We start from the raw sequence: 21,271 nt of genomic DNA on the forward strand, positions 1-21,271 counted from the left end.
CGGCAAGGGAGAATCCTGAACGCACAAGGAAAAAGCCGCGGGATTGGTGAACCGCGCCCATAGGCCTGCCGACGGCATGCGGCCCCGGTAATATCAACCGGTGCGAAAACGAGAGTGTGGGGAGAGCGTCTGCGTTCGAGGGCATAGGCAACGAAACAGGGATAAGCGCAGCGTTGAGAATTGACATCGGGGCAAGAAACTTGCCCCAACGCAAGGAAAGTGTGGATGCCCTTGAACCTCGTCCCCAGGGTGATGTAGCGCAGCGGCTGGCATCGAACAGGACGAATAGCATCCGTAAGTATCCAGGATTGATGAACCCTTCATCACAGTTGGATACAGGCGGTGCCTCACTCCACGTGTCGCCCGATGCTTGATAAAGCCGCTTGCACGGTCTGTTATCGGTTTAGTTGGACGATAGGCACCATTTCTTTGGCATCATTCGGAGGCTTATGAGGCGATTTGCCGTCTAATGACGGCGCCGTCATAAAAAGTTGAATGAGCAACTGACGAGAATAATGCACGTTGCGTGCCAACTTTGCAATTAAAATTATAATCACATGATTTTATTAAAAAATAAAATTATATCAGCAAATTTCTTTGCGCATCACGCCCCGATGAGCGATGAAAAAAACGCCGCGCTGTCGCCAAATGCAGACAACTAAAGCCAAACCCGCTTACCATCAATAAAATCAAACAGTTAAATGTCTCCATTTAGCGACAGGAAAAATGGCGCCTGTCGCAAAATGCAGACACTGCCGCCAGTCGGCGAACGCCGGCCATAAAAAAGGGCGCAATTGCTTGCGCCCTCTGTACGGTGGTGGCCGTTTTTAGCCCAGCTGCTTACGGGCGTTGCGGAACATGCGCATCCACGGGCTGTCCTCGCCCCACTCTTCCGGGTGCCAGGAGTTACTGACCGTGCGGAACACGCGTTCCGGGTGCGGCATCATCACCGTGGCACGTCCGTTGGCGCTGGTTACGGCGGTAATGCCGTTCGGCGAACCGTTCGGGTTAGCCGGGTAAGCTTCCGTCACCTGACCGGCGTTGTTGACGAAACGCAGCGCCACCAGACCATGGCTTTCCAGCGCCGCCAGATGCGCCGCATCGCGCACTTCGACGTGCCCTTCACCGTGGGAAACGGCGATCGGCATGCGCGAACCGATCATGCCCTGCATGAACAGCGACGGGCTGGCCGCCACTTCCACCAGGCTGAAGCGCGCCTCGAAGCGATCCGACAGGTTGCGCACGAAGCGCGGCCAGTGTTCGGCGCCCGGGATCAGCTCGCGCAGGTTGGACATCATCTGGCAGCCGTTGCATACGCCCAGCGCCAGCGTCTGCGGACGGTGGAAGAACGCCTCAAACTCGTCACGCACCCGCTCGTTGAACAGGATAGACTTCGCCCAGCCTTCGCCGGCCCCCAGTACGTCGCCGTAAGAGAAACCGCCGCAGGCCACCAGCGTGTGGAAGTCCTGCAGATCGCGGCGCCCGGCCAGCAGATCGCTCATGTGCACGTCCACCGCGTCAAAGCCGGCGCGGTGGAACGCCGCCGCCATTTCAACGTGGGAGTTCACCCCCTGCTCGCGCAGCACCGCTACTTTCGGGCGAGCGCCCTTGGCGATGTACGGCGCGGCGATGTCTTCCTCGGGGGCGAAGGTCAGTTTCACGTTCAGGCCAGGATCTTGTTCATCCTGCTTGGCCTGATGTTCCTGATCGGCGCACGCTGGGTTATCGCGCAGGCGCTGCATCTGCCAGGTGGTTTCCGCCCACCAGGTGCGCAGCGTATTGCGGCTTTCGCTGTACAGCGCCTTGCCGTGCTGGGTGATGACGAAACGATCGCCGGCCTGCACGCTGCCGATGTGATGCACGTTGTCGGTCAGACCGTGCTGCGCGAACGCCCGCTTCACGTCGTCGAGGCGTTCGGCGCTCACCTGGATCACCGCGCCCAGCTCTTCGTTGAACAGTACCGCCAGCGCATCGTCGCCGAGGCCATCGAGGTTAACCTCTACGCCGCAGTGACCGGCGAAGGCCATCTCCGCCAGCGTCACCAGCAGGCCGCCGTCGGCGCGATCGTGGTAAGCCAGCAGCGCGCGATCGGCCACCAGCTGCTGCATGGCGTTGAAGAAGCCCGCCAGCTGCGCAACGTTGCGCACGTCGGCAGGTTTGTCGCCCAGTTGGCGGTAAACCTGCGCCAGCGCGGTGGCGCCCAGCGCGTTATGGCCGTTGCCCAGGTCGATCAACAGCAGCGCGCTGTCGCCCTTATCGGTGCGCAATTGTGGCGTCACGGTGTGGCGCACGTCTTCCACGCGAGCGAAGGCGGTGATGACCAGCGACAGCGGCGAGGTCATTTCACGCTGTTCATTGCCTTCCTGCCAGCGGGTTTTCATCGACATGGAGTCTTTACCCACCGGAATGGTGATGCCCAGCGCCGGGCACAGCTCTTCGCCCACCGCTTTCACCGCTTCGTACAGGCCGGCGTCTTCACCCGGGTGGCCGGCGGCGGCCATCCAGTTGGCGGACAGCTTCACGCGCTTCAGACTGCCGATTTCCGTGGCGGCCAGGTTGGTCAGCGCTTCCCCGACCGCCAGGCGGCCGGAGGCGGCGAAGTCCAGCAGCGCCACCGGCGCGCGTTCGCCGAGCGACATCGCTTCGCCGTAATAGCTGTCCAGGCTGGCGGTGGTGACCGCACAGTCGGCCACCGGGATCTGCCACGGGCCGACCATCTGGTCACGCGCCACCATGCCGGTAACGGTGCGGTCGCCGATGGTGATCAGGAAGGTTTTCTCCGCAACGGCCGGCAAATGCAGCACGCGTTTCACCGCGTCGGCCAGCGTGATGTTCTCACGCTGCACCGCCTCGCCATGCGCCTGCAGGCGGGTAACGTCGCGGGTCATTTTCGGCGTCTTGCCGAGCAGCACGTCCAGCGGCATGTCGATCGGCTGGTTGTCGAAGTGGCGGTCGTTCAGCGTCAGGTGCTGTTCTTCGGTCGCTTCGCCGATCACCGCATAAGGTGCGCGCTCGCGGCGGCAAATCTCGTCGAACTGTGCCATCTGCGCCGGGGCAATCGCCATCACGTAACGTTCCTGCGATTCGTTGCACCACACTTCCAGCGGACTCATGCCCGGCTCGTCGTTGAGGATATCGCGCAGCTCGAAGCGGCCGCCGCGGCCGCCGTCGCTCACCAGCTCCGGCATGGCGTTGGACAGGCCGCCAGCGCCGACGTCATGGATAAACAGGATCGGGTTCTGGTCACCCAGCTGCCAGCAGCGGTCGATCACTTCCTGACAGCGGCGCTCCATTTCCGGGTTGTCGCGCTGCACCGAAGCGAAGTCCAGATCGGCATCGGACTGGCCTGACGCCATCGACGAGGCCGCGCCGCCGCCCAGGCCGATATTCATCGCCGGGCCGCCCAGCACCACCAGCTTGGCGCCGACGGTGATTTCCCCTTTCTGCACGTGATCGGCACGGATGTTGCCGATGCCGCCCGCCAGCATGATCGGTTTGTGGTAGCCGCGCAGCTCAACGCCGTTGTGGCTGTTGACGCGCTCTTCATAGGTACGGAAGTAGCCCAGCAGCGCCGGACGACCGAATTCATTGTTGAACGCCGCGCCGCCCAGCGGGCCTTCGGTCATGATATCCAGCGCGGTGACGATGCGTTCCGGCTTGCCGAAATCCTGCTCCCACGGCTGTTCAAAGCCGGGAATGCGCAGGTTGGACACCGAGAAGCCCACCAGGCCGGCCTTCGGCTTGGCGCCGCGGCCGGTGGCGCCCTCGTCGCGGATCTCGCCGCCGGAGCCGGTCGCGGCGCCCGGCCACGGTGAGATCGCCGTCGGGTGGTTGTGGGTTTCTACCTTCATCAGGATGTGCGCGTCTTCCTGATGGTAATCGTACGTGCCGTTCTCCGGCGCGGCGAAGAAGCGACCGACCTGCGAGCCTTCCATCACGGCGGCGTTGTCTTTATACGCCGACAGCACGTAGTCCGGCGTCTGCTCATAGGTGTTCTTGATCATTTTGAACAGCGATTTAGGCTGCTGTTCGCCGTCGATGATCCAGTCGGCGTTGAAAATCTTGTGGCGGCAGTGCTCGGAGTTGGCCTGCGCGAACATATAGAGTTCGATATCCGTCGGGTTGCGCCCCAAACCGGTAAAGGCATTCAGCAGGTAGTCGATCTCGTCCTGCGCCAGCGCCAGGCCGAGCCGGACGTTGGCCTGCTCCAGCGCGGTGCGCCCTGCGCCCAGCACATCGACCGACTGATACGGCGCCGGCTGATGGTGCGCGAACAGCTGTTCGGCCTGTTGCAGCTCGCTGAAGACGGTTTCCATCATGCGATCGTGCAGCAGCGCGGCGAGCTGGCGCCACTGGGTTTCCGTCAGCTCGGGCGCCTTGACGTAGAACGCCAGGCCGCGTTCCAACCGCAGCACCTGTTGCAAACCGCAGTTGTGGGCAATATCGGTGGCTTTGGAAGACCAGGGAGAAATGGTGCCCGGACGCGGCGTAACCAGCAGCAACCGGCCTTCGGGAGCGTGTTCGGCGAGAGAAGGACCGTACTTGAGCAGACGCTGAAGCTTGGCGTGTTCTTCGGCACTTAGCGGTGCACTAACATCGGCAAAGTGGACGTACTCGGCGTAGATATCACTGACGGGCAGGTGAGCGTCCTGGCAGCGGGACAGCAGTTTGGTAATGCGAAAAGCCGATAAAGCGGGCGAACCACGCAGAATTTCCATAATCAAAGTTCTCTCGTCTTCGAAGCGACGGATAAGACGCTTCATTGGGCGCAACAGGGGAAAACGCGCGTCATTATAGAGAATCCTCGCCGCCGACGAAACCGTTTGCGTAGGGATTATTGATAAAAGCGTGCCGCACCGACGAATTGTCATAACGTGTCAATAAAGTTGCACACTGGCGTTTTGTTGCGCAAAATGCCCCCCGCACTGGTGATTTAACCATGAGAAAAGTCGCGGTTGTCGTCGCCGGTGTACCTGTGCCACCACTGGATAACTATTTGAAACGTCTTAAAATAAACTACATCCTCATCGGCGTTGTCACCCTGCTTCTGGCTCTCGCGCTGTGGCCCAATATCACCTGGCGCAGCGGCCAGGGCGGGCAACTCCAGGAGATCATTTCCCGCGGCGAGTTGCGTATCAGCACGCTGAACTCCCCGCTGACCTATTTCAACACCAAGCAAGGGCCGGGTGGGCTCGACTACGAACTGGCCAAGCGCTTCGCCAACTACCTCGGGGTGAAGCTGGTGGTGATCCCCCATCAGAACATCAATGACCTGTTCGACGATCTGGACGACGACGACGCCGACCTGCTGGCGGCAGGCCTTATCTACAACCAGGAACGCCTCAGCCGCGCACGCACTGGCCCGGCCTACTACTCTGTTTCCCAACAGCTGGTGTACCGACTGGGCACCCCGCGGCCGAAAAGCTTCGCCGACATCAAAGGCAAGCTGGCGGTCGCCTCCGGTTCCGCGCACGTCAGCACGCTAAAACAGCTCAAGCAGGATAAATACCCGGATCTCACCTGGGAGTCCTCCAGCGATCTCACCTCCAAAGAGCTGCTGGAGCGGGTTGCCGACGGCAAGCTGGACTACACCCTCGGCGATTCGGTGACCATCGCGCTGCTGCAGCGCATCCATCCGCAGCTGGCGGTGGCGTTCGACGTCACCGACGAAGAGCCGGTAACCTGGTATCTCAAACGTGACGGCGACGACAGCCTGTACGCAGCGATGCTGGATTTCTACAGTCAAATGGTGGACGACGGCACCCTGGCGCGGCTAGAGGAGAAATACCTCGGCCACGTCGGCAGCTTCGACTATGTGGACACCAAAACCTTCCTGTCGGCCATCGACTCGGTGCTGCCCAACTTCCGCCCGCTGTTCGAGAAGCACGCCAACGAGATCGACTGGAAGCTGCTGGCGGCCATCGCCTATCAGGAATCGCACTGGAATCCGCAGGCCACCTCCCCCACCGGCGTGCGCGGCCTGATGATGCTGACCCGCGCCACCGCCGACGGCCTGGGGGTCAACGACCGCCTCGATCCGGAAGAGAGCATTCAGGGCGGCGCGCTCTACCTGCAGCGACTGATGGCCAAGGTGCCGGACAGCGTGCCGGAAGACGAACGCATCTGGTTCTCGCTGGCGGCCTACAACATGGGCTGGGGCCATATGCTGGACGCACGCAAGCTGACCAAAACGCAAAAAGGCAATCCGGACAGCTGGGTCGACGTCAAACAGCGCCTGCCGATGCTCAGCCAAAAGCGTTACTACCCGCAGCTGACCTACGGCTATGCGCGTGGGCGAGAAGCCTACAACTATGTAGAGAACATCCGCCGCTACCAGGTCAGCCTGGTGGGTTATCTGCAGGAAAAAGAGAGAAAGGCGGCGCAAGCGGCCGCCGAGCAGGAAGCGTTGGGGAAAGGCTATCCGACGGTGATGCCGGAACTGGCGCTCAACTACTGATTATTCCGGCGTATCCGCCGCCCGCTGCGCCAGCTTGAGCGCTTTTTTCTGTTCGCGGCGCAGGCGGAAGAAATTGCTCAGGGTGGCGGCGCATTCGTCCGCCAGCACGCCCGAGACGATCTCCACCTGATGGTTCATGCCCGGATGGCGCAAAATGTCCACCAGCGAACCGGCCGCGCCGGTTTTCTCGTCGGCGGCGCCATACACCAACCGGCGGATACGGCTGTGCACCATCGCACCGGCGCACATCACGCAGGGCTCCAGCGTGACGTACAGCGTGGCGTTCAACAAGCGGTAGTTTTGCAGCACCGCGCCGCCCTGGCGCAGCGCCATGATCTCGGCGTGCGCGGTTGGATCGTGTCGGCCGATCGGGCGGTTCCAGCCCTCGCCGATGACCTGATTGTCCAGCACCAGTAGCGCACCCACCGGCACCTCGCCCTCTTCCTGCGCGCGCAGGGCCAGCTGCAATGCCTGACGCATCCAGTACTCATCGTTATATTCAGTCATCGCATAATTCCTCGTGCGCTTTTGCGGCGGGCATTATACACACTAGCCTCCCTTTGTCGTAGCCGCCCGCCAATGGCTATACTGGCCGAATCAGCGTGTGATTCAGGGACAAGAAACATGAAACTCAGTAAAAAGAACGCCGTCGTGGTGCGCAAGGCGCTGGACGGCTGGGTTGGGGAAGGCGCCTTGACACCCGAGCAACGGCAGCAGTTGCTGCTGCATGTGGACGTACAACCTTTCGACTGGCGACGGCTGGCGCGCTATGCGTTTCTCGCCGCGCTGGCCTCGTTGCTGATCGCCGTCACCAGCCTGTTCGCCGACAGCGCACTGCTTGAATGGCTGAGCGAACTGTTCCGCTTCGACGCGCCGGTGCGCATGGCGATCGCCGGCGCACTGGCGGCGCTGGCCTACGTCTGGGCGCTGCGCCGCCGCCAACGGCACCCGGAAAAACGCTACGGCAATGAGGCGGCGCTGTTTGTCGCCGTGTTGCTCACCGCCTGCGCCTTATGGCAGTTGGGGGTCTGGCTGGATAACGGCAGCGGCCGGGTTTCCGTACTGCTGCTGGTCGCCGCGCTGCTGTACGGCGCGATCGGCTGGTTCAGCCGCTCCGGGCTGGTGTGGTGGTTCGCCCTGCTGTCGCTCGGCAATGCCTTCGGCGCCGAAACCGGCTACCTGTCCGGCTGGGGCGCCTACTGGCTCGGCATGAGCTACCCGATTCGCTTTATCGCCTTCGGCGCGGTGCTGATCGCCGCCGCATTGCTGCTGCGGCCGCTGTTGGCGCAGCGCGGCCTGCAGCGGGTGTCGCTGGCGATGGGCCTGCTGTACCTGTTCATCGCGCTGTGGCTGCTATCCATCTTTGGCAACTACGGCGATCTCGACAGCTGGTACCGCGCGCGCCAGATTGAGCTGTTCCACTGGAGCCTGCTGTTCGGGCTGGCCGCCCTCGCCGCCATCTGGCTGGGGTTGAAGCATGACGACGCCATGCTGCGCGGTTTCGGGCTGACATTCCTCGGCATCAACCTCTATACCCGCCTGTTCGAGTTTTTCTGGGACAGCATGCCGAAGGCGATTTTCTTCGCGCTGCTCGGCCTGAGCCTGTGGGCGTTGGGGCATTATGCGGAGAAGATTTGGCAACTGGGGCGCAAACCGCACGACGTAACCGACGACTGATCGCGGTAGCGATAACAGCAAAGGGCGGAATTCTCCGCCCTTTGTTTATTCCAGCTGCTGCAGCTCGCCCTGCTTGCTTACCCGCCAGCGGTGTTCGCAAAAAAACAGCAGCGGGTTATCCTGCTTGCTGTCGCTGTAACCGCTGTACAGCTTCAGCGGCGCACCGAGCCGTTGCTCCAGCTGCACCACTTTTTGTACGCCCAGACAGCGCAAGGTCAGCACCCAGCCGCCATAGCGGCGCGCGATGCGGCTGCCGACCAATCGCACCCGCGGCAGAAACGCCGAATCCCGATAGACCTGCGCCACCAGTTGCTCCGGCGAGCCGGTAATCAGCCACACCTCGGCATCGTGCTCATCCAAATACTGCCGCAAGCGCATTTGCACCACCGGAAACGCGGTCACCTTCTGGCGGAAAACCTCGATAAACTGCCGCTCCAACGCCTTCAGCGTCGCTTCGGAGCGCCCGAAGGTGATCGCCCACAGCAACAGGCTCATCGGCCAGCGCGCGGCGCGCCCCAGCAGCAACAGCGCCAGGCCAATCAATGGCAACAGCGGTATCACCAGCAGCAGATTCAGCGGTAAACGGCGCAGCAGGAAGCGCAAGAAACTGCCGAACATATCCTCCTGATGCAGAGTGCCGTCCAGATCGAAAAAGACCACGCGGCGCCCTTCTGCGGCCGATGGTTGCTGCTTGTCGCTCAAACGCTACTCCTCGGGATCGTTGAACCCCATCATCCAGGTGAAGAGAAAACCGGCGATAATCGTAATCAGCATCCCCGCCAGATACAACATCACCTTACCTGAGACGATGGTCAACGCCAAAGGCAGCCCCGAAATGCCGAAGGTAATCACCGTCGCTACCTTCCAGTAGCTGATCAGCGCACCGCCGACCGCCCCGCCGAGGCAGGCGCCGATAAACGGCCGCCCCAGCGGCAGCGTCACCCCGAAGATCAGCGGCTCGCCGATGCCGAGAATGCCGACCGGCAACGCCCCTTTGATCACCTTCTTCAGCCGCGCATTGCGGGTTTTCAACAGCACCGCCAGCGCCGCCCCCACCTGACCGACGCCGGCCATCGCCAGGATCGGCAGCAGCGGGTTGGAACCGTGCGCCTGCACCAGCTCGACGTGGATCGGCACCAGCCCCTGATGCAAGCCGGACAGCACCAGCGGCAGGAACAGCCCCGAGAGCAGCGCCCCCACCAGCAACCCGCCCTTGTCGATCGCCAGATTGGCGCCGTGGGCGATGGCATCGGAAATAACCCCCCCGACCGGCTGCAGGATCAGGATCGCCAACGAGGCGGTGACCAGCGTGGTCAGCAGTGGGTTAAGGATCAGTTCGACCGACTCCGGCAACAGCGTACGCAGGCGTTTCTCCACCCAGCACATCAACGCCACCACCAGCAGCACGGCGATCACCCCGCCGCGCCCCGGCTGCAGCGCCTCGCCGAACAACGTGATCTGCGCCAGCGCAGGGCTGGAGAGGATCCCGGCCATCACGCCGCCCATCGCCTGTGAGCCGCCGAACACCCGCGCGGCGTTCACCCCAACCAGAATGTTCATGATGGCGAATACCGCGCTGCCGAATATCGCCAGCAGCCCCAGCACGTTCGGGTAGTCCACGGCCAACTGACCGGCGATGTCGGGCCGTTTCAGCAGGTTGATGATGCCGGTGATCAGCCCCGAGGCGATAAACGCCGGGATCAGCGGAATAAAGACATCGGCCAGCTTTTTCAGCGCGCCGCTCATCGGCGCAGCGTATTTTTGCTTAGCCTGCGCCTTGGTGCGCGCCGCATCACCGACGGCGGCAGCGGGCTGTGCATTGCCGCTCAACAGCCCGCGCATGGCGTCCACCACCTTGGCGGCGGCGCCCGGGCCGACGATAAACTGATGCTGCTCACCCTGTTTGATATAGCCTTTCACGCCGGGCAGCTGCTTGAGGGCGGCCAGGTCCAGACGCTGCTCGTCGCTGACCTCAACGCGCACCCGCGTCATGCAGTTCTCCAGTTTGAGGATATTGCCCTCGCCCCCCACACCCGCCAAGATCTGTGTCGCCAATGCCGTTGTCTTGTCCATCGCCACCCCCACCGTGAATTAACGCACCAACGCCGCGCGCAGGTAACCGTCGTACCGCTGCAGCCGCTGCTGCGCCTCTTCGGCGCTGACGCCGGCCAAAATCATCAGGATCGCCGGTTTAACCTCAAAGCCGGTCTGCGCCAGCGCCGCCTCCGCCTGAGCGCGTTCGGCGCCGGTGGCCTCCACCACGATGCGGCAAGCGCGATCCACCAGTTTGACGTTGGTGGCCTTCACGTCCACCATCAGGTTCTGGTAGACCTTGCCCAGTTTGACCATCGCGCCGGTCGACAGCATGTTGAGCACCAGTTTCTGCGCGGTGCCGGATTTCAGGCGAGTCGAACCGGTCAGCGCCTCTGGCCCCACCACCGGCGAAATCGCCACCTGCGCTTCGTGCGCAATCGGCGAATCCGGGTTGCAGGAGATGGCCGCCGTCGGGCAGCCCAGCCCGCGCGCATAGCGCAGGGCGCCGATCACGTAGGGCGTGCGCCCCGAGGCCGCCAACCCCACCACCATATCGACGGCGGTGAGGTTCAGCGCCCGGAGATCGGCTTCGCCCAGGGCCTCGTCGTCTTCCGCCCCCTCCACCGCTTTGAGCAGCGCGCCCGGTCCGCCGGCGATCAGCCCCACCACCACGCCGTGCGGCACGCCGAAGGTCGGCGGGCACTCGGAGGCATCCAATACGCCCAGGCGGCCGCTGGTGCCGGCGCCCAAATAAATCAGCCGGCCGCCGGCCTTCAGCGCCGCCGCGGCCAAATCGACCGCCTGCGCAATCGCCGGCAGCACTTTTTCAATCGCCTCCGGCACCTTGCGGTCTTCCTGGTTAAAGCAGCGGACCATGTCCAACGTCGACATCTCATCCAGCCCCATGGTGGCCGGGTTGCGGGTTTCCGATACCAGTGCGCCTAAGTTCATCTGTTCACCTTTGAATTTTTAATTCACAAAATTAAATCAATATTTGAATATTTTATTCAACAAAGCGAGCGCTATTTGCTATTTTAACGACGAGCTCACAAAAATTTTCACCGCGCGTTTTCGCCCTCTGCATGGCAAAATGGCCGCTGGTTTCCAGGGAAAGAACAATGAGTACCCTTCTGCGCATTCGCCAGATGTATCCGACACTGGCGCAAAACGACCGCAAGCTGGCGGACTTTCTGCTGAATAACGCCGAGCAGGCGCGCCATCTCAGCTCGCAAAAGCTGGCCCAGTTGGCCGGCATCAGCCAGTCGAGCGTGGTCAAGTTCGCCCAAAAACTGGGCTATAAAGGTTTCCCGGCGCTGAAGCTGGCGCTGAGCGAGACGCTGGCCCAGCCGCAGGCCGAACCGGTAGTGACCGTTCACAACCACATCCTCAGCAGCGACACGCTGAAAACCGTCGGTGAAAAGCTATTGGCGGAAAAGCAGGCGGCGCTGCGCGCGACGCTGGACATCAACAGCGAAGAGCGGCTGCATCAGGCGCTGGACATGCTGCGCCAGGCGCGCCGGGTGATGCTGATCGGCATCGGCGCCTCCGGGCTGGTGGCCAAGGATTTTTCCTTCAAGCTGCTGAAAATCGGCGTGATGGCGGTGGCCGAAGCGGACATGCACGTCCAGCTGGCGGCGGTGCAGGCGCTGGACAAACGCGATCTGCTGCTGGCGATCTCCTTCAGCGGTGAACGGCGTGAAATCAATCTGGCGGCGGAAGAGGCGCGCCAGGCCGGCGCCAGGGTGTTGGCGTTGACCAGTTTCTCGCCCAATGGTCTGCAGCAGCGCGCGGACCACTGTCTCTATACCATCGCCGAAGAGCCCCATACCCGCAGCGCGGCCATCTCCTCCAGCACCGCCCAGTTCGCCCTCACCGACCTGCTGTTTATGGCATTGATCCAGCACGATCTCGATCATGCCCGCGATCGCATCAAGCACAGCGAACAGTTAATGAAAAAGTTGGTTTGACGCGTATAATGGCGGCCGATAAAACGCCGCCAGTTCAATTATTTCCCTTCTCTGCATTCGAAAAATAATGTGCGGGCGGTGACCTGCTCAATTATTGATCAATAATTGAGCGTGCATGGACAGCATTATTTAACGATACCATTATGAATACACACACTGTTATTTTAGATAAGTTGCGGCATTCCGTGACGCATCCGATTCTGCGTACCTTTTTGCTCTATGTCATTACTGCATTGATTCTAATCAAGGCGATGGGATACAGCGGTGGAAAAGGTATTGATATTCTTTTTATTGCGCTTACTTTGCTATTATTATCTATTCATTCGCTTACCCGATACGGCCTGATTATTCCGTTTATTCTGCTGTGCGCGCTGTATGCGCCGGTCGGGGCCATTTACGGTACCCCTTCCGCTGCCGTGATGTCCGCCCTGTTACAAACCAACCTCATAGAAGCGAGGGAGTTTTTGCAGACCCTGCCGGCCAGTTGTTATCTGCTGCCCGCCGCCATTCTGGTTATGCTGGCCATTCTCGGCCTATTTATTTGGCGGCAAGCCATTTCAAAAAAAACTATACTTCCCTTGCTAGCCCTGCTGATGGTTATCATTATCGCCAGAGCCTTCAATGGCGGTGTGGCGAATCTTAAATTGCCTGACTTCTTTTTATCCCTCTACTCGGCTTACCATCAATACCAACAGCAGGTTGATGAATTAAGTGCCGGTGCTACAACACCGGGTACCTGGTCAATAACCGCAGGCGCACCGACGAATGAAAACTATGTCATTATCGTCGGCGAAAGTATGCGCAAAGATCATATGTCCTTATTTGGTTATCCGGTGTCCACTACGCCGTTTCTGGATAATGCCAATGGACGATTTTACAGCAATTATATTTCCACCGCGCCAAATACGTTCGAATCGCTTCCTCGCACGCTGGCTTTGAGCAACGGCCACAACATTGCCATCGGAGATAATATCATCACCCTGGCAAAAGCCGCCGGTCTCAAAACCCACTGGCTGTCCAATCAGGGCATGTTCGGACAATTCGATACGCCGGTATCAAAAATCGCCATGTTCAGCGATAGCCATTATTTCCTGAAGAAAGGCGACTTCCAATCGCGCAATACCGATGACGATGCGCTGCTGCCGATATTTGACCCATTATTGCGTCGCCAGGGACAAGGCAATCTGTATGTGCTGCATCTGATGGGCTCGCACGCCGACTTTTGCGAGCGGCTTAACGGCGAACCGCCGAGCGTCGAGTCGCCGAATAAGGAACTGGCCTGCTATCTCTCTACCTACCGCAAGACCGACCGTTTTATCGAGCAGGTTTATCACAGCCTGAAACAGAGTGGCACACCGTTTAAACTGTTCTATTTCTCCGATCACGGCCTTTCCCACAAGGATATCGGCGGTGGGCGTTCTTTACGCCACAGCGGCGATACCCGGCAGAATTACCAGGTGCCGTTGCTGGTGCTGAGCGATCGCGACCAACAGCACCAGATCATTGATGATCCCTTAAGCGCGTTCGATTTTATCGGGTTGTTTGCCCAAGAGGCGGGAATACGGATTGCCCATCCCGAAGTGATGCCTACGATACGTATCGCAGATGCAGATAAACGCTGGGTGTTTGACGGGCAGAGAATGGTTGATTTCGATCAGTTGGCTGACGATCCGCCTGAGTTACCCTAAGCGGTAAGATGACGAAAAAGTGCCCGTTGCGCGGCGATTCTATGATAGATTGCGCGCCAGCCCGAGCACACCGATGGAAAGATAACTGACAATGGCACTGCTGATTACCAAGAAATGCATCAACTGCGATATGTGCGAGCCGGAATGCCCGAACCAGGCAATTTCGATGGGCGATGAAATTTATCAGATAGATACCGACCGCTGCACCGAGTGCGTCGGCCATTACGATACGCCGACCTGTCAGCAGGTCTGCCCGATCGACAACACCATCATTACCGATCCGCAGCACCGCGAGAGCAACGAACAGCTGTGGGACAAGTTCGTGGTGTTGCACCACGCCGATCGCATTTAATCGCCGCAGGACTGACAAGGGCGCCATAGGCGCCCTTTCTCTTTTCAGCTTTCGACGATCACCGTCGCGCAGGCATAACGCCGCTCGTCGGCCAGCGAAACGTGGATCGCGGTGACCCCCATCTCCCCCGCCAGCTCGGCGGCGCGGCCGTGCAAACGAATATTCGGCTTGCCCAGCGCATCGTTGAACACTTCGAACTGATTGAACGCCAGGCCGTTGCGAATGCCGGTACCGAACGCCTTGGCAGCGGCCTCTTTCACGGCGAAACGTTTGGCCAGAAAGCGAATCGGCTGCTGGTGCTGCTGATACAGCGCCCACTCGGCGTCGCTCAGCACGCGGCGCGCCAGACGATCGCCGCTGCGCTCCACCACCGCCTCGATACGCGCCATCTCGACGATGTCGGTACCCAGCCCGAGCACCGCCATTACCGGCGCGCTTCCCGCATCAGCACTTTCATGTCGGCAACCGCGGCCGGCAACCCGCTCATCACCGCCTGGCCGATAATCGCATGGCCGATGTTCAGCTCGTGCATTTCCGGCAGCGCGGCGATCGGCTGCACGTTGTGATAGGTCAGGCCGTGGCCGGCGTTGACCTTCAGCCCCTTCTCGGCCGCGTAGGCGGCGGCTACCGCGATGCGGCGCAGCTCGGCCTGTACCGCCAGCTCGCCCTGCGCTTCGGCGTAGGCACCGGTGTGGATTTCGATATACGGGGCGCCCACCGCCACCGCCGCGTCGATTTGGCGATGATCGGGATCGATGAACAGCGAGACCAAAATGCCCGCCTGCGCCAGGCGCTCAACCGCCACGCTCATTTTGTCCAGCTGACCGGCGACGTCCAGGCCGCCTTCGGTGGTCACTTCTTCGCGTTTTTCCGGCACCAGGCAGCAGAAATGCGGCTTCAGCTCAATGGCGATATCCAGCATCTCGTCGGTCACCGCCATCTCCAGATTCATGCGCGTCTGGATGGTCTGGCGCAGCAAGCGCACGTCGCGGTCGGTGATGTGGCGGCGGTCTTCGCGCAGATGCACGGTAATGCCGTCGGCCCCTGCCTGTTCGGCAATGAATGCCGCCTGAACCGGATCCGGGTATTGGGTTCCGCGCGCGTTACGTAACGTGGCGATGTGATCGATATTGACGCCCAGCAGCAAATCAGCCATGACAACCTCTAAATACGATTTTCAGTGTCAGCAGTTTACACGCGGGCGCAGGGCGGCAAAAGGGGAAAAGGTCAGGCGTCGTCGACCGGCGTATTCGGCTGTTTGCGCACAAACTGGCGGAACAGTTCGCGGCTCTTCAACGGCTTGCCGCCGAGGTAGGGTTTCAGCGCCATGCGGGTGAAACGCTTGGCGGCGCGCAGCGTCTCGGCATCGGGAAACTGACGCTCCGCCAGCGCGCGCAGTTCGCGCCCGGTGAAGCTGTAGTGATCCACCACCAGGCTGGCGATAAAGCCCTTCTCTTCGCGGTAGCGGTAGGTCATGGCATCATCCACCGGCAGGCCGCTGCCGGCGCAGTGCAGGAAATCGAGGCCGTAACCCAGGTGGTGCAACAGGGCCAGCTCGAACTGACGCAGCGCCTGTTCCGGCGAACTGTCTTCCGCCGCCAGCGCCTGCAGGCATTGCAGGTAGTCGAAGAACAGCACCGAGTAGTTGGTTTCCTGCTCCAGCACGCGCGCCAGCAGCTCGTTCACATACAGGCCGCTGTAGAGCATCATGCCGCTGAGGGGTAAACCAAGGGAGACCGCTTCGGCGTTGCGCAGCGTTTTCACTTCGCCACGCCCGCCCCAGCGCACTAACAGGGGGGTAAAGGGCTGCAGGCAACCCTTCAGATTGGAGCGGCGGCTGCGCGCGCCTTTCGCCAGCAAGCGCACCCGCCCATGACCTTCGGTAAACAGATCCAGCATCAGACTGGTTTCACTGTACGGCCGCCCATGCAGGACGAAAGCGCGCTCCCAGCCGTCCACGGGTCGTTACTTCAGATCGTCAACATAGCCCAGGCTGCGCAGCGCACGTTCGTCGTCCGCCCAACCGGATTTCACTTTCACCCACAGCTCCAGATGCACTTTGGCGTCGAACATCTTTTCCATGTCCTGGCGCGCTTCGATGCCGATGGTTTTGATCTTGGCGCCTTTATTGCCGATGACCATTTTCTTCTGGCCTTCGCGCTCGACCAGGATCAGGCCGTGCACATCGTAACCGCCGCGATCGTTGGCCACGAACTGTTCGATCTCTACCGTCACCGAATAGGGCAGCTCTTCGCCCAGGAAACGCATCAGCTTCTCACGGATGATCTCGGACGCCATAAAGCGCTGGGAGCGATCGGTGATGTAGTCTTCCGGGAAGTGGTGTTCCGCTTCCGGCAGCAGCTTGCGCACGATGCCGGCGATGGTGTCGACGTTCATCCCTTTCTCGGCGGAGATAGGCACCACGTCGAGGAAATTCATCTGCTGGCTGAGGAAGGCGATGTGCGGCAACAGCTTGGATTTGTCAGTGACGTTATCGACCTTGTTGATCGCCAGCAATACCGGGCAGCGCAGGCTGCGCAGCTTGTTGACCACCATTTCGTCGTCGGCGGTCCAGTTGGTGCCTTCGACCACGAAAATCACCAGTTCGACGTCGCCGATCGAGCTGCTGGCCGCGCGGTTCATCAAACGGTTGATGGCGCGTTTTTCTTCGATGTGCAGCCCAGGGGTATCGACGTAGATCGCCTGATAGGCGCCATCGGTGTCGATGCCCATGATGCGGTGACGGGTCGTCTGCGGCTTACGCGACGTAATGGAAACCTTCTGCCCCAGCAGTTGGTTCAGCAACGTCGATTTGCCCACGTTCGGGCGGCCGACGATGGCGATAAAACCGCAGTGTTGTTTTACTTCACTCATTCAAGCTCCAGCTTTTTCAGCGCTTGTTCCGCTGCCGCCTGCTCGGCTTTACGGCGGCTTGAGCCGGTGCCCACCACGGGCTCGCTCAAACCACTCACCTGGCAGTGGATGGTAAACTCTTGGTCGTGCGCTTCACCGCGAACCTGCACCACCAAATAAGAAGGCAACGGCAGATGACGCCCCTGCAAAAATTCCTGCAAACGGGTTTTCGGGTCTTTCTGCTTATCACCGGGGCTGATTTCGTCCAACCGGCTGCGATACCAGTCCAAAATCAGGCGCTCGACGGTCTGGATGTCGCTGTCCAGGAACACGCCGCCGATCAATGCCTCCACCGTATCCGCCAGGATTGACTCGCGGCGGAACCCACCACTTTTCAATTCGCCCGGCCCAAGCCGCAGACATTCGCCCAGGTCAAACTCGCGTGCCATCTCCGCCAGCGTATTGCCGCGCACCAGCGTGGCGCGCATGCGGCTCATGTCTCCCTCGTCTACGCGAGGAAAGCGATGATAGAGCGCATTGGCGATGACAAAGCTCAGAATCGAGTCACCCAGAAACTCAAGACGTTCATTGTGTTTACTGCTGGCGCTGCGGTGAGTCAAAGCCTGCAGTAAAAGCTCCTGCTGTTGAAAAGTGTAGCCCAGCTTCCGCTGCAGCCTGTTTATTACGATGGGGTTCATGAGTTACCAATAGATCAAGAATGCGTCAAAAACTTGCAGCATACGGAACAGGCCTGCTTCGCCGAAAGCCGATCCAAAGCTGTTTCGTTTGCAGTGGCTCCCAGCAGGGGCCAACTTTTTATCGCTCGAGAAAGTATTCTACAACGAGTGGAAACATAATGCTGTGTTTATATCCCCTTAATCTTTCACGCCGCAGTAGGCTGCGGCGTGAAATTAACAGGGAATCAGTCAGCGATTAATGAATACCGCCGATCCGGCTGAAACGCACGCCGGTAGGCCACTCACCTTCCTGTTTTTCAAAGCTCATCCAGATGGCCGTGGCTTTACCCACCAGATTCTTCTCCGGCACAAAGCCCCAGTAACGGCTGTCCGCGCTGTTATCGCGGTTGTCGCCCATCATGAAGTAATGCCCGGCCGGCACCACCCACTCCGCCAGCGGTTTACCCGGCTGTTGGTAGTAAGCGCCCACCCGATCCTGCGCGTCCGGCACGGTCAGGATGCGATGCGTGACGTTGCCGAGGCTTTCCTGGCGCTCACGCATGCGAATGCCGCCCGACGGCACGTTATCGTTCAGCGGGATCTGATAGAAGCCGTTGCTGGCCTCGCCCATGCCGCTGCGGCTGAACAGCTGCACGAAGTCGCTCGGCTGCGCATCGGCGTAGGTCACGGCCAGCGCGGTATCGCAGGACTGCCCGCTGTTGCAGGACGGCTGCACCGTGACGCGCTTATTCACCGGATCGTAAGTAATACGGTCGCCCGGCAGGCCAATCACGCGCTTGATATAATCCAGCTTCGGATCCAGCGGATATTTAAATACCGCAATATCGCCACGCTTCGGATGGCCGGTTTCAATGAGCGTAGTCTGGGTAATCGGATCTTTAATGCCGTAGGCATATTTCTCCACCAGAATGAAATCGCCAATCAACAGCGTCGGCATCATTGATCCGGACGGGATCTGGAACGGTTCGTAAATAAACGAGCGCACCACAAAGACCAGCAGCAACACCGGGAAGACCGATGCCCCGGTCTCTACCCAGCCTGGCTGCTTCGCCACTTTCGCCAGCGTTTTATCGTCTACTGCGCCCGCGGTCTGCTCGTTGACCGCCGCAATCTTCGCGCGGCGGGCCGGCGCCCATTTAAAGCGCTCGAAGCACCAGATGATCCCAGTGACCAGGGTGGCCAACGCCAGGATCAGGGCAAACATATTCGCCATGCAAACTCCCTCGTTTCGCGAACTCGTCGCGGTTACTTGCCGTCTTTACCGACGTGCAGAATGGCCAGGAACGCTTCCTGCGGCAGCTCGACGTTGCCGACCTGCTTCATGCGCTTCTTACCGTCTTTCTGTTTCTGCAGCAGCTTTTTCTTACGGCTGACGTCACCGCCGTAGCATTTCGCCAGCACGTTTTTACGCAGCTGCTTCACGGTGGAGCGCGCGATGATGTGCGTGCCGATCGCCGCCTGAATCGCAATGTCGAACTGCTGACGCGGGATCAACTCTTTCATCTTCTCCACCAGTTCACGGCCGCGATACTGCGAGTTGTCGCGGTGGGTGATCAGCGCCAGCGCATCCACGCGCTCGTTGTTGATCAGCACGTCCACGCGCACCATGTCGGAGGCCTGGAAACGCTTGAAGTTGTAATCCAGCGACGCATAACCGCGCGACGTGGACTTCAGGCGGTCGAAGAAGTCGAGCACCACTTCCGCCATCGGGATTTCATAGGTCAACGCCACCTGGTTGCCGTGGTAAACCATGTTGGTCTGCACACCGCGTTTCTCAACGCACAGGGTGATGACGTTGCCCAGGTATTCCTGCGGCATCAGCATGTGACATTCGGCGATCGGCTCGCGCAGTTCCTGGATGTTGTTCAGCGGCGGCAGCTTGGACGGGCTGTCGACGTAGATCACTTCTTTGCCGGTGGTTTCCACTTCGTAGACTACCGTCGGCGCGGTGGTGATCAGATCCAGATCGTATTCACGCTCCAGACGTTCCTGAATGATCTCCATGTGCAGCAGACCGAGGAAGCCGCAGCGGAAGCCGAAGCCCAACGCGGTGGAGCTTTCCGGCTCGTAGAACAGGGACGCGTCGTTAAGGCTCAGCTTGCCCAGCGCATCACGGAAAGATTCATAGTCGTCGGAGCTGATTGGGAACAGACCGGCGTACACCTGCGGCTTCACTTTCTTGAAGCCCGGCAGCGCTTTATCCGCCGGCTGACGCGCCTGCGTCAGGGTATCGCCCACCGGCGCGCCGAGGATGTCTTTGATCGCACAGACCAGCCAGCCCACTTCGCCGCAGTTCAGCACGTCGCGATCGACCTGCTTCGGCGTGAAGATACCCAAACGATCGGCGTTATACACCTGGCCGGTGCTCATGACCTTGATCTTGTCGCCCTTGCGCAGCGTGCCGTTCTTGACGCGCACCAGAGACACGACGCCCAGGTAGTTATCGAACCAGGAGTCGATGATCAACGCCTGCAGCGGCGCATCCGGATCGCCCTGCGGCGCAGGAATGTCGCGCACCAGACGCTCCAGTACCTCAGGCACACCGACGCCGGTTTTGGCCGAGCAGCGCACCGCATCGGTAGCGTCGATGCCGACGATGTCTTCAATTTCCTGCGCGGCGCGATCCGGATCGGCGGCCGGCAGGTCGATTTTGTTCAACACCGGCACCACTTCCAGATCCATTTCGATCGCGGTGTAGCAGTTGGCCAGCGTCTGGGCTTCTACGCCCTGACCGGCGTCCACCACCAGCAGCGCGCCTTCGCAGGCCGCCAGCGAGCGGGAGACTTCATAGGAGAAGTCAACGTGGCCAGGGGTGTCGATAAAGTTAAGCTGATAGGTCTGCCCATCCAGCGCTTTATAATCCAGCGTTACGCTCTGCGCCTTGATGGTGATGCCGCGCTCGCGCTCCAGATCCATGGAATCGAGCACCTGCGCAGCCATTTCACGGTCGGACAAGCCACCGCAGATTTGGATAATGCGGTCAGACAGCGTCGACTTACCGTGGTCAATATGGGCAATAATGGAGAAATTTCGTATATGCTTCATTATAAAAGTTTTTCTGCCTTGGTATTTCTGAATTACTCGCCTATAGAAACCCGCATGGACCTAAAGCGACAGTGAATGGGTGAGGCCGTCTTGCACCTGAATCGCTGCATTCTACATGCCACACCACTGAAAACCTAGCGATCGGTGCAGTGAAGGCATTCTATTATGCGCCGCTAAATGTTACAGGTCGCCCCGGCGGGTGAAAACAGATGTTAACGCGGACGATACAGCCTGAACCCGAGGCTTGCCGGTGATCCGTGGCCATCAAACTCCGGTGCTAATACATAACCGGCCGCAGCGCAATAAACCCCTTCTGAAATTATCGAAAAAGAATATTTGGATCAACCTCTTAGAATTCGATTTTGCCCCACATCCTTTAGGAAAAACCCCATATACGCCACCACCGTCCCTCGGATAGAAAGGGCGTGAACTCCGCGACAAAACATTATTCCGGGCACTACATCGGCAGCCCACCGGGGTTCACCAGCATATCTGCGTAC

17 protein-coding genes are annotated in these 21,271 nt (G+C 60.0%); 5 read left to right on the forward strand and 12 right to left on the reverse strand.

Annotated features, from left to right (window positions below):
• Positions 1–827: 827 nt before the first annotated feature.
• A complete protein-coding gene (purL, locus tag GUC32_RS18865) occupies positions 828–4,721 on the reverse strand; it encodes a phosphoribosylformylglycinamidine synthase (RefSeq protein ID WP_369435783.1) in 3,894 nt (1,297 codons plus the stop codon).
• 275 nt (positions 4,722–4,996) lie between these two features.
• Here purL and mltF point away from each other — a divergent pair, with 275 nt between their 5' ends.
• The gene (gene mltF, locus GUC32_RS18870; RefSeq protein ID WP_025303935.1) at positions 4,997–6,457 is read left to right on the forward strand and encodes a membrane-bound lytic murein transglycosylase MltF; all 1,461 of its coding nucleotides are present in this window, start codon (positions 4,997–4,999) and stop codon (positions 6,455–6,457) included.
• On the opposite strand, the gene tadA is transcribed toward mltF, so the two are convergent.
• Positions 6,458–6,964: a tRNA adenosine(34) deaminase TadA gene (gene tadA / locus GUC32_RS18875; protein ID WP_049204917.1), complete on the reverse strand. Its 507-nt coding sequence runs from the start codon at positions 6,962–6,964 to the stop codon at positions 6,458–6,460.
• Positions 6,965–7,081: 117 nt separating this feature from the next.
• Between tadA and GUC32_RS18880 the strand changes: the two genes are divergently transcribed.
• The gene (locus tag GUC32_RS18880) at positions 7,082–8,134 is read left to right on the forward strand and encodes a DUF2157 domain-containing protein (protein WP_060448114.1); all 1,053 of its coding nucleotides are present in this window, start codon (positions 7,082–7,084) and stop codon (positions 8,132–8,134) included.
• Positions 8,135–8,179: 45 nt separating this feature from the next.
• Here the strand turns inward: GUC32_RS18880 and yfhb are convergent, their stop codons facing one another.
• From yfhb to murQ, 3 genes are read right to left on the reverse strand one after another with little or no spacing between them, the layout of a single operon-like run.
• Positions 8,180–8,836 carry a phosphatidylglycerophosphatase C gene (gene yfhb / locus GUC32_RS18885; protein WP_043138142.1) on the reverse strand — a complete coding sequence of 219 codons (657 nt, stop codon included), beginning with the start codon at positions 8,834–8,836 and terminating at the stop codon, positions 8,180–8,182.
• 3 nt (positions 8,837–8,839) lie between these two features.
• Positions 8,840–10,207, reverse strand: a complete 1,368-nt coding sequence (locus GUC32_RS18890; protein WP_025303939.1) for a PTS transporter subunit EIIC — start codon at positions 10,205–10,207, stop codon at positions 8,840–8,842.
• Between the two features lie 18 nt (positions 10,208–10,225).
• Positions 10,226–11,119: an N-acetylmuramic acid 6-phosphate etherase gene (gene murQ, locus GUC32_RS18895; RefSeq protein WP_089196179.1), complete on the reverse strand. Its 894-nt coding sequence runs from the start codon at positions 11,117–11,119 to the stop codon at positions 10,226–10,228.
• 167 nt (positions 11,120–11,286) lie between these two features.
• On the opposite strand from murQ, the gene GUC32_RS18900 reads away from it, so the two are divergent.
• The 3 genes from GUC32_RS18900 to GUC32_RS18910 all read left to right on the forward strand — a co-directional run bounded on the left by GUC32_RS18900 (position 11,287) and on the right by GUC32_RS18910 (position 14,175).
• A complete protein-coding gene (locus GUC32_RS18900; protein ID WP_016929788.1) occupies positions 11,287–12,135 on the forward strand; it encodes a MurR/RpiR family transcriptional regulator in 849 nt (282 codons plus the stop codon).
• A gap of 143 nt (positions 12,136–12,278) precedes the next feature.
• Positions 12,279–13,823, forward strand: coding sequence for a phosphoethanolamine transferase (locus tag GUC32_RS18905; protein ID WP_369435378.1), 1,545 nt, complete (start codon positions 12,279–12,281; stop codon positions 13,821–13,823).
• 91 nt (positions 13,824–13,914) lie between these two features.
• Positions 13,915–14,175: a YfhL family 4Fe-4S dicluster ferredoxin gene (locus GUC32_RS18910; RefSeq protein ID WP_025303942.1), complete on the forward strand. Its 261-nt coding sequence runs from the start codon at positions 13,915–13,917 to the stop codon at positions 14,173–14,175.
• A 44-nt stretch (positions 14,176–14,219) separates the two neighbouring features.
• Here the strand turns inward: GUC32_RS18910 and acpS are convergent, their stop codons facing one another.
• The 7 genes from acpS to lepA form a co-directional block, all read right to left on the reverse strand.
• The gene (gene acpS / locus GUC32_RS18915) at positions 14,220–14,600 is read right to left on the reverse strand and encodes a holo-ACP synthase (RefSeq protein WP_004929169.1); all 381 of its coding nucleotides are present in this window, start codon (positions 14,598–14,600) and stop codon (positions 14,220–14,222) included.
• Positions 14,600–15,331: a pyridoxine 5'-phosphate synthase gene (gene pdxJ, locus GUC32_RS18920; RefSeq protein ID WP_025303943.1), complete on the reverse strand. Its 732-nt coding sequence runs from the start codon at positions 15,329–15,331 to the stop codon at positions 14,600–14,602. Before pdxJ ends, acpS begins: the two co-directional genes overlap by 1 nt.
• A 71-nt stretch (positions 15,332–15,402) precedes the next feature.
• Positions 15,403–16,134: a DNA repair protein RecO gene (gene recO / locus GUC32_RS18925; protein ID WP_004929165.1), complete on the reverse strand. Its 732-nt coding sequence runs from the start codon at positions 16,132–16,134 to the stop codon at positions 15,403–15,405.
• Positions 16,135–16,140: 6 nt separating this feature from the next.
• Positions 16,141–17,049 carry a GTPase Era gene (gene era, locus GUC32_RS18930; protein ID WP_025303944.1) on the reverse strand — a complete coding sequence of 303 codons (909 nt, stop codon included), beginning with the start codon at positions 17,047–17,049 and terminating at the stop codon, positions 16,141–16,143.
• The gene (gene rnc / locus GUC32_RS18935) at positions 17,046–17,726 is read right to left on the reverse strand and encodes a ribonuclease III (RefSeq protein ID WP_004929158.1); all 681 of its coding nucleotides are present in this window, start codon (positions 17,724–17,726) and stop codon (positions 17,046–17,048) included. The genes era and rnc overlap by 4 nt, the downstream gene beginning before the upstream one ends.
• A gap of 235 nt (positions 17,727–17,961) precedes the next feature.
• The gene (gene lepB / locus GUC32_RS18940) at positions 17,962–18,939 is read right to left on the reverse strand and encodes a signal peptidase I (protein ID WP_015378805.1); all 978 of its coding nucleotides are present in this window, start codon (positions 18,937–18,939) and stop codon (positions 17,962–17,964) included.
• Between the two features lie 32 nt (positions 18,940–18,971).
• Entirely contained in the window at positions 18,972–20,771 is a 1,800-nt protein-coding gene (gene lepA / locus GUC32_RS18945; RefSeq protein WP_025303945.1) for a translation elongation factor 4, read from the reverse strand.
• Between the last annotated feature and the right edge of the window lie 500 nt (positions 20,772–21,271).

The organism is Serratia sp. NGAS9 (assembly GCF_009905295.1).
Taxonomy (GTDB): domain Bacteria; phylum Pseudomonadota; class Gammaproteobacteria; order Enterobacterales; family Enterobacteriaceae; genus Serratia; species Serratia bockelmannii.

Bases quoted from the DNA above. Each gene is read 5' to 3' on its own strand.
- rnc (WP_004929158.1), bottom strand. From the start codon at position 17,726: ATGAACCCCATCGTAATAAACAGGCTGCAGCGGAAGCTGGGCTACACT.
- acpS (WP_004929169.1), bottom strand. From the start codon at position 14,600: ATGGCGGTGCTCGGGCTGGGTACCGACATCGTCGAGATGGCGCGTATC.
- pdxJ (WP_025303943.1), bottom strand. From the start codon at position 15,331: ATGGCTGATTTGCTGCTGGGCGTCAATATCGATCACATCGCCACGTTA.
- GUC32_RS18910 (WP_025303942.1), top strand. From the start codon at position 13,915: ATGGCACTGCTGATTACCAAGAAATGCATCAACTGCGATATGTGCGAG.
- lepA (WP_025303945.1), bottom strand. From the start codon at position 20,771: ATGAAGCATATACGAAATTTCTCCATTATTGCCCATATTGACCACGGT.
- murQ (WP_089196179.1), bottom strand. From the start codon at position 11,119: ATGAACTTAGGCGCACTGGTATCGGAAACCCGCAACCCGGCCACCATG.
- GUC32_RS18900 (WP_016929788.1), top strand. From the start codon at position 11,287: ATGAGTACCCTTCTGCGCATTCGCCAGATGTATCCGACACTGGCGCAA.
- GUC32_RS18880 (WP_060448114.1), top strand. From the start codon at position 7,082: ATGAAACTCAGTAAAAAGAACGCCGTCGTGGTGCGCAAGGCGCTGGAC.
- lepB (WP_015378805.1), bottom strand. From the start codon at position 18,939: ATGGCGAATATGTTTGCCCTGATCCTGGCGTTGGCCACCCTGGTCACT.
- era (WP_025303944.1), bottom strand. From the start codon at position 17,049: ATGAGTGAAGTAAAACAACACTGCGGTTTTATCGCCATCGTCGGCCGC.
- GUC32_RS18905 (WP_369435378.1), top strand. From the start codon at position 12,279: ATGAATACACACACTGTTATTTTAGATAAGTTGCGGCATTCCGTGACG.
- tadA (WP_049204917.1), bottom strand. From the start codon at position 6,964: ATGACTGAATATAACGATGAGTACTGGATGCGTCAGGCATTGCAGCTG.
- GUC32_RS18890 (WP_025303939.1), bottom strand. From the start codon at position 10,207: ATGGACAAGACAACGGCATTGGCGACACAGATCTTGGCGGGTGTGGGG.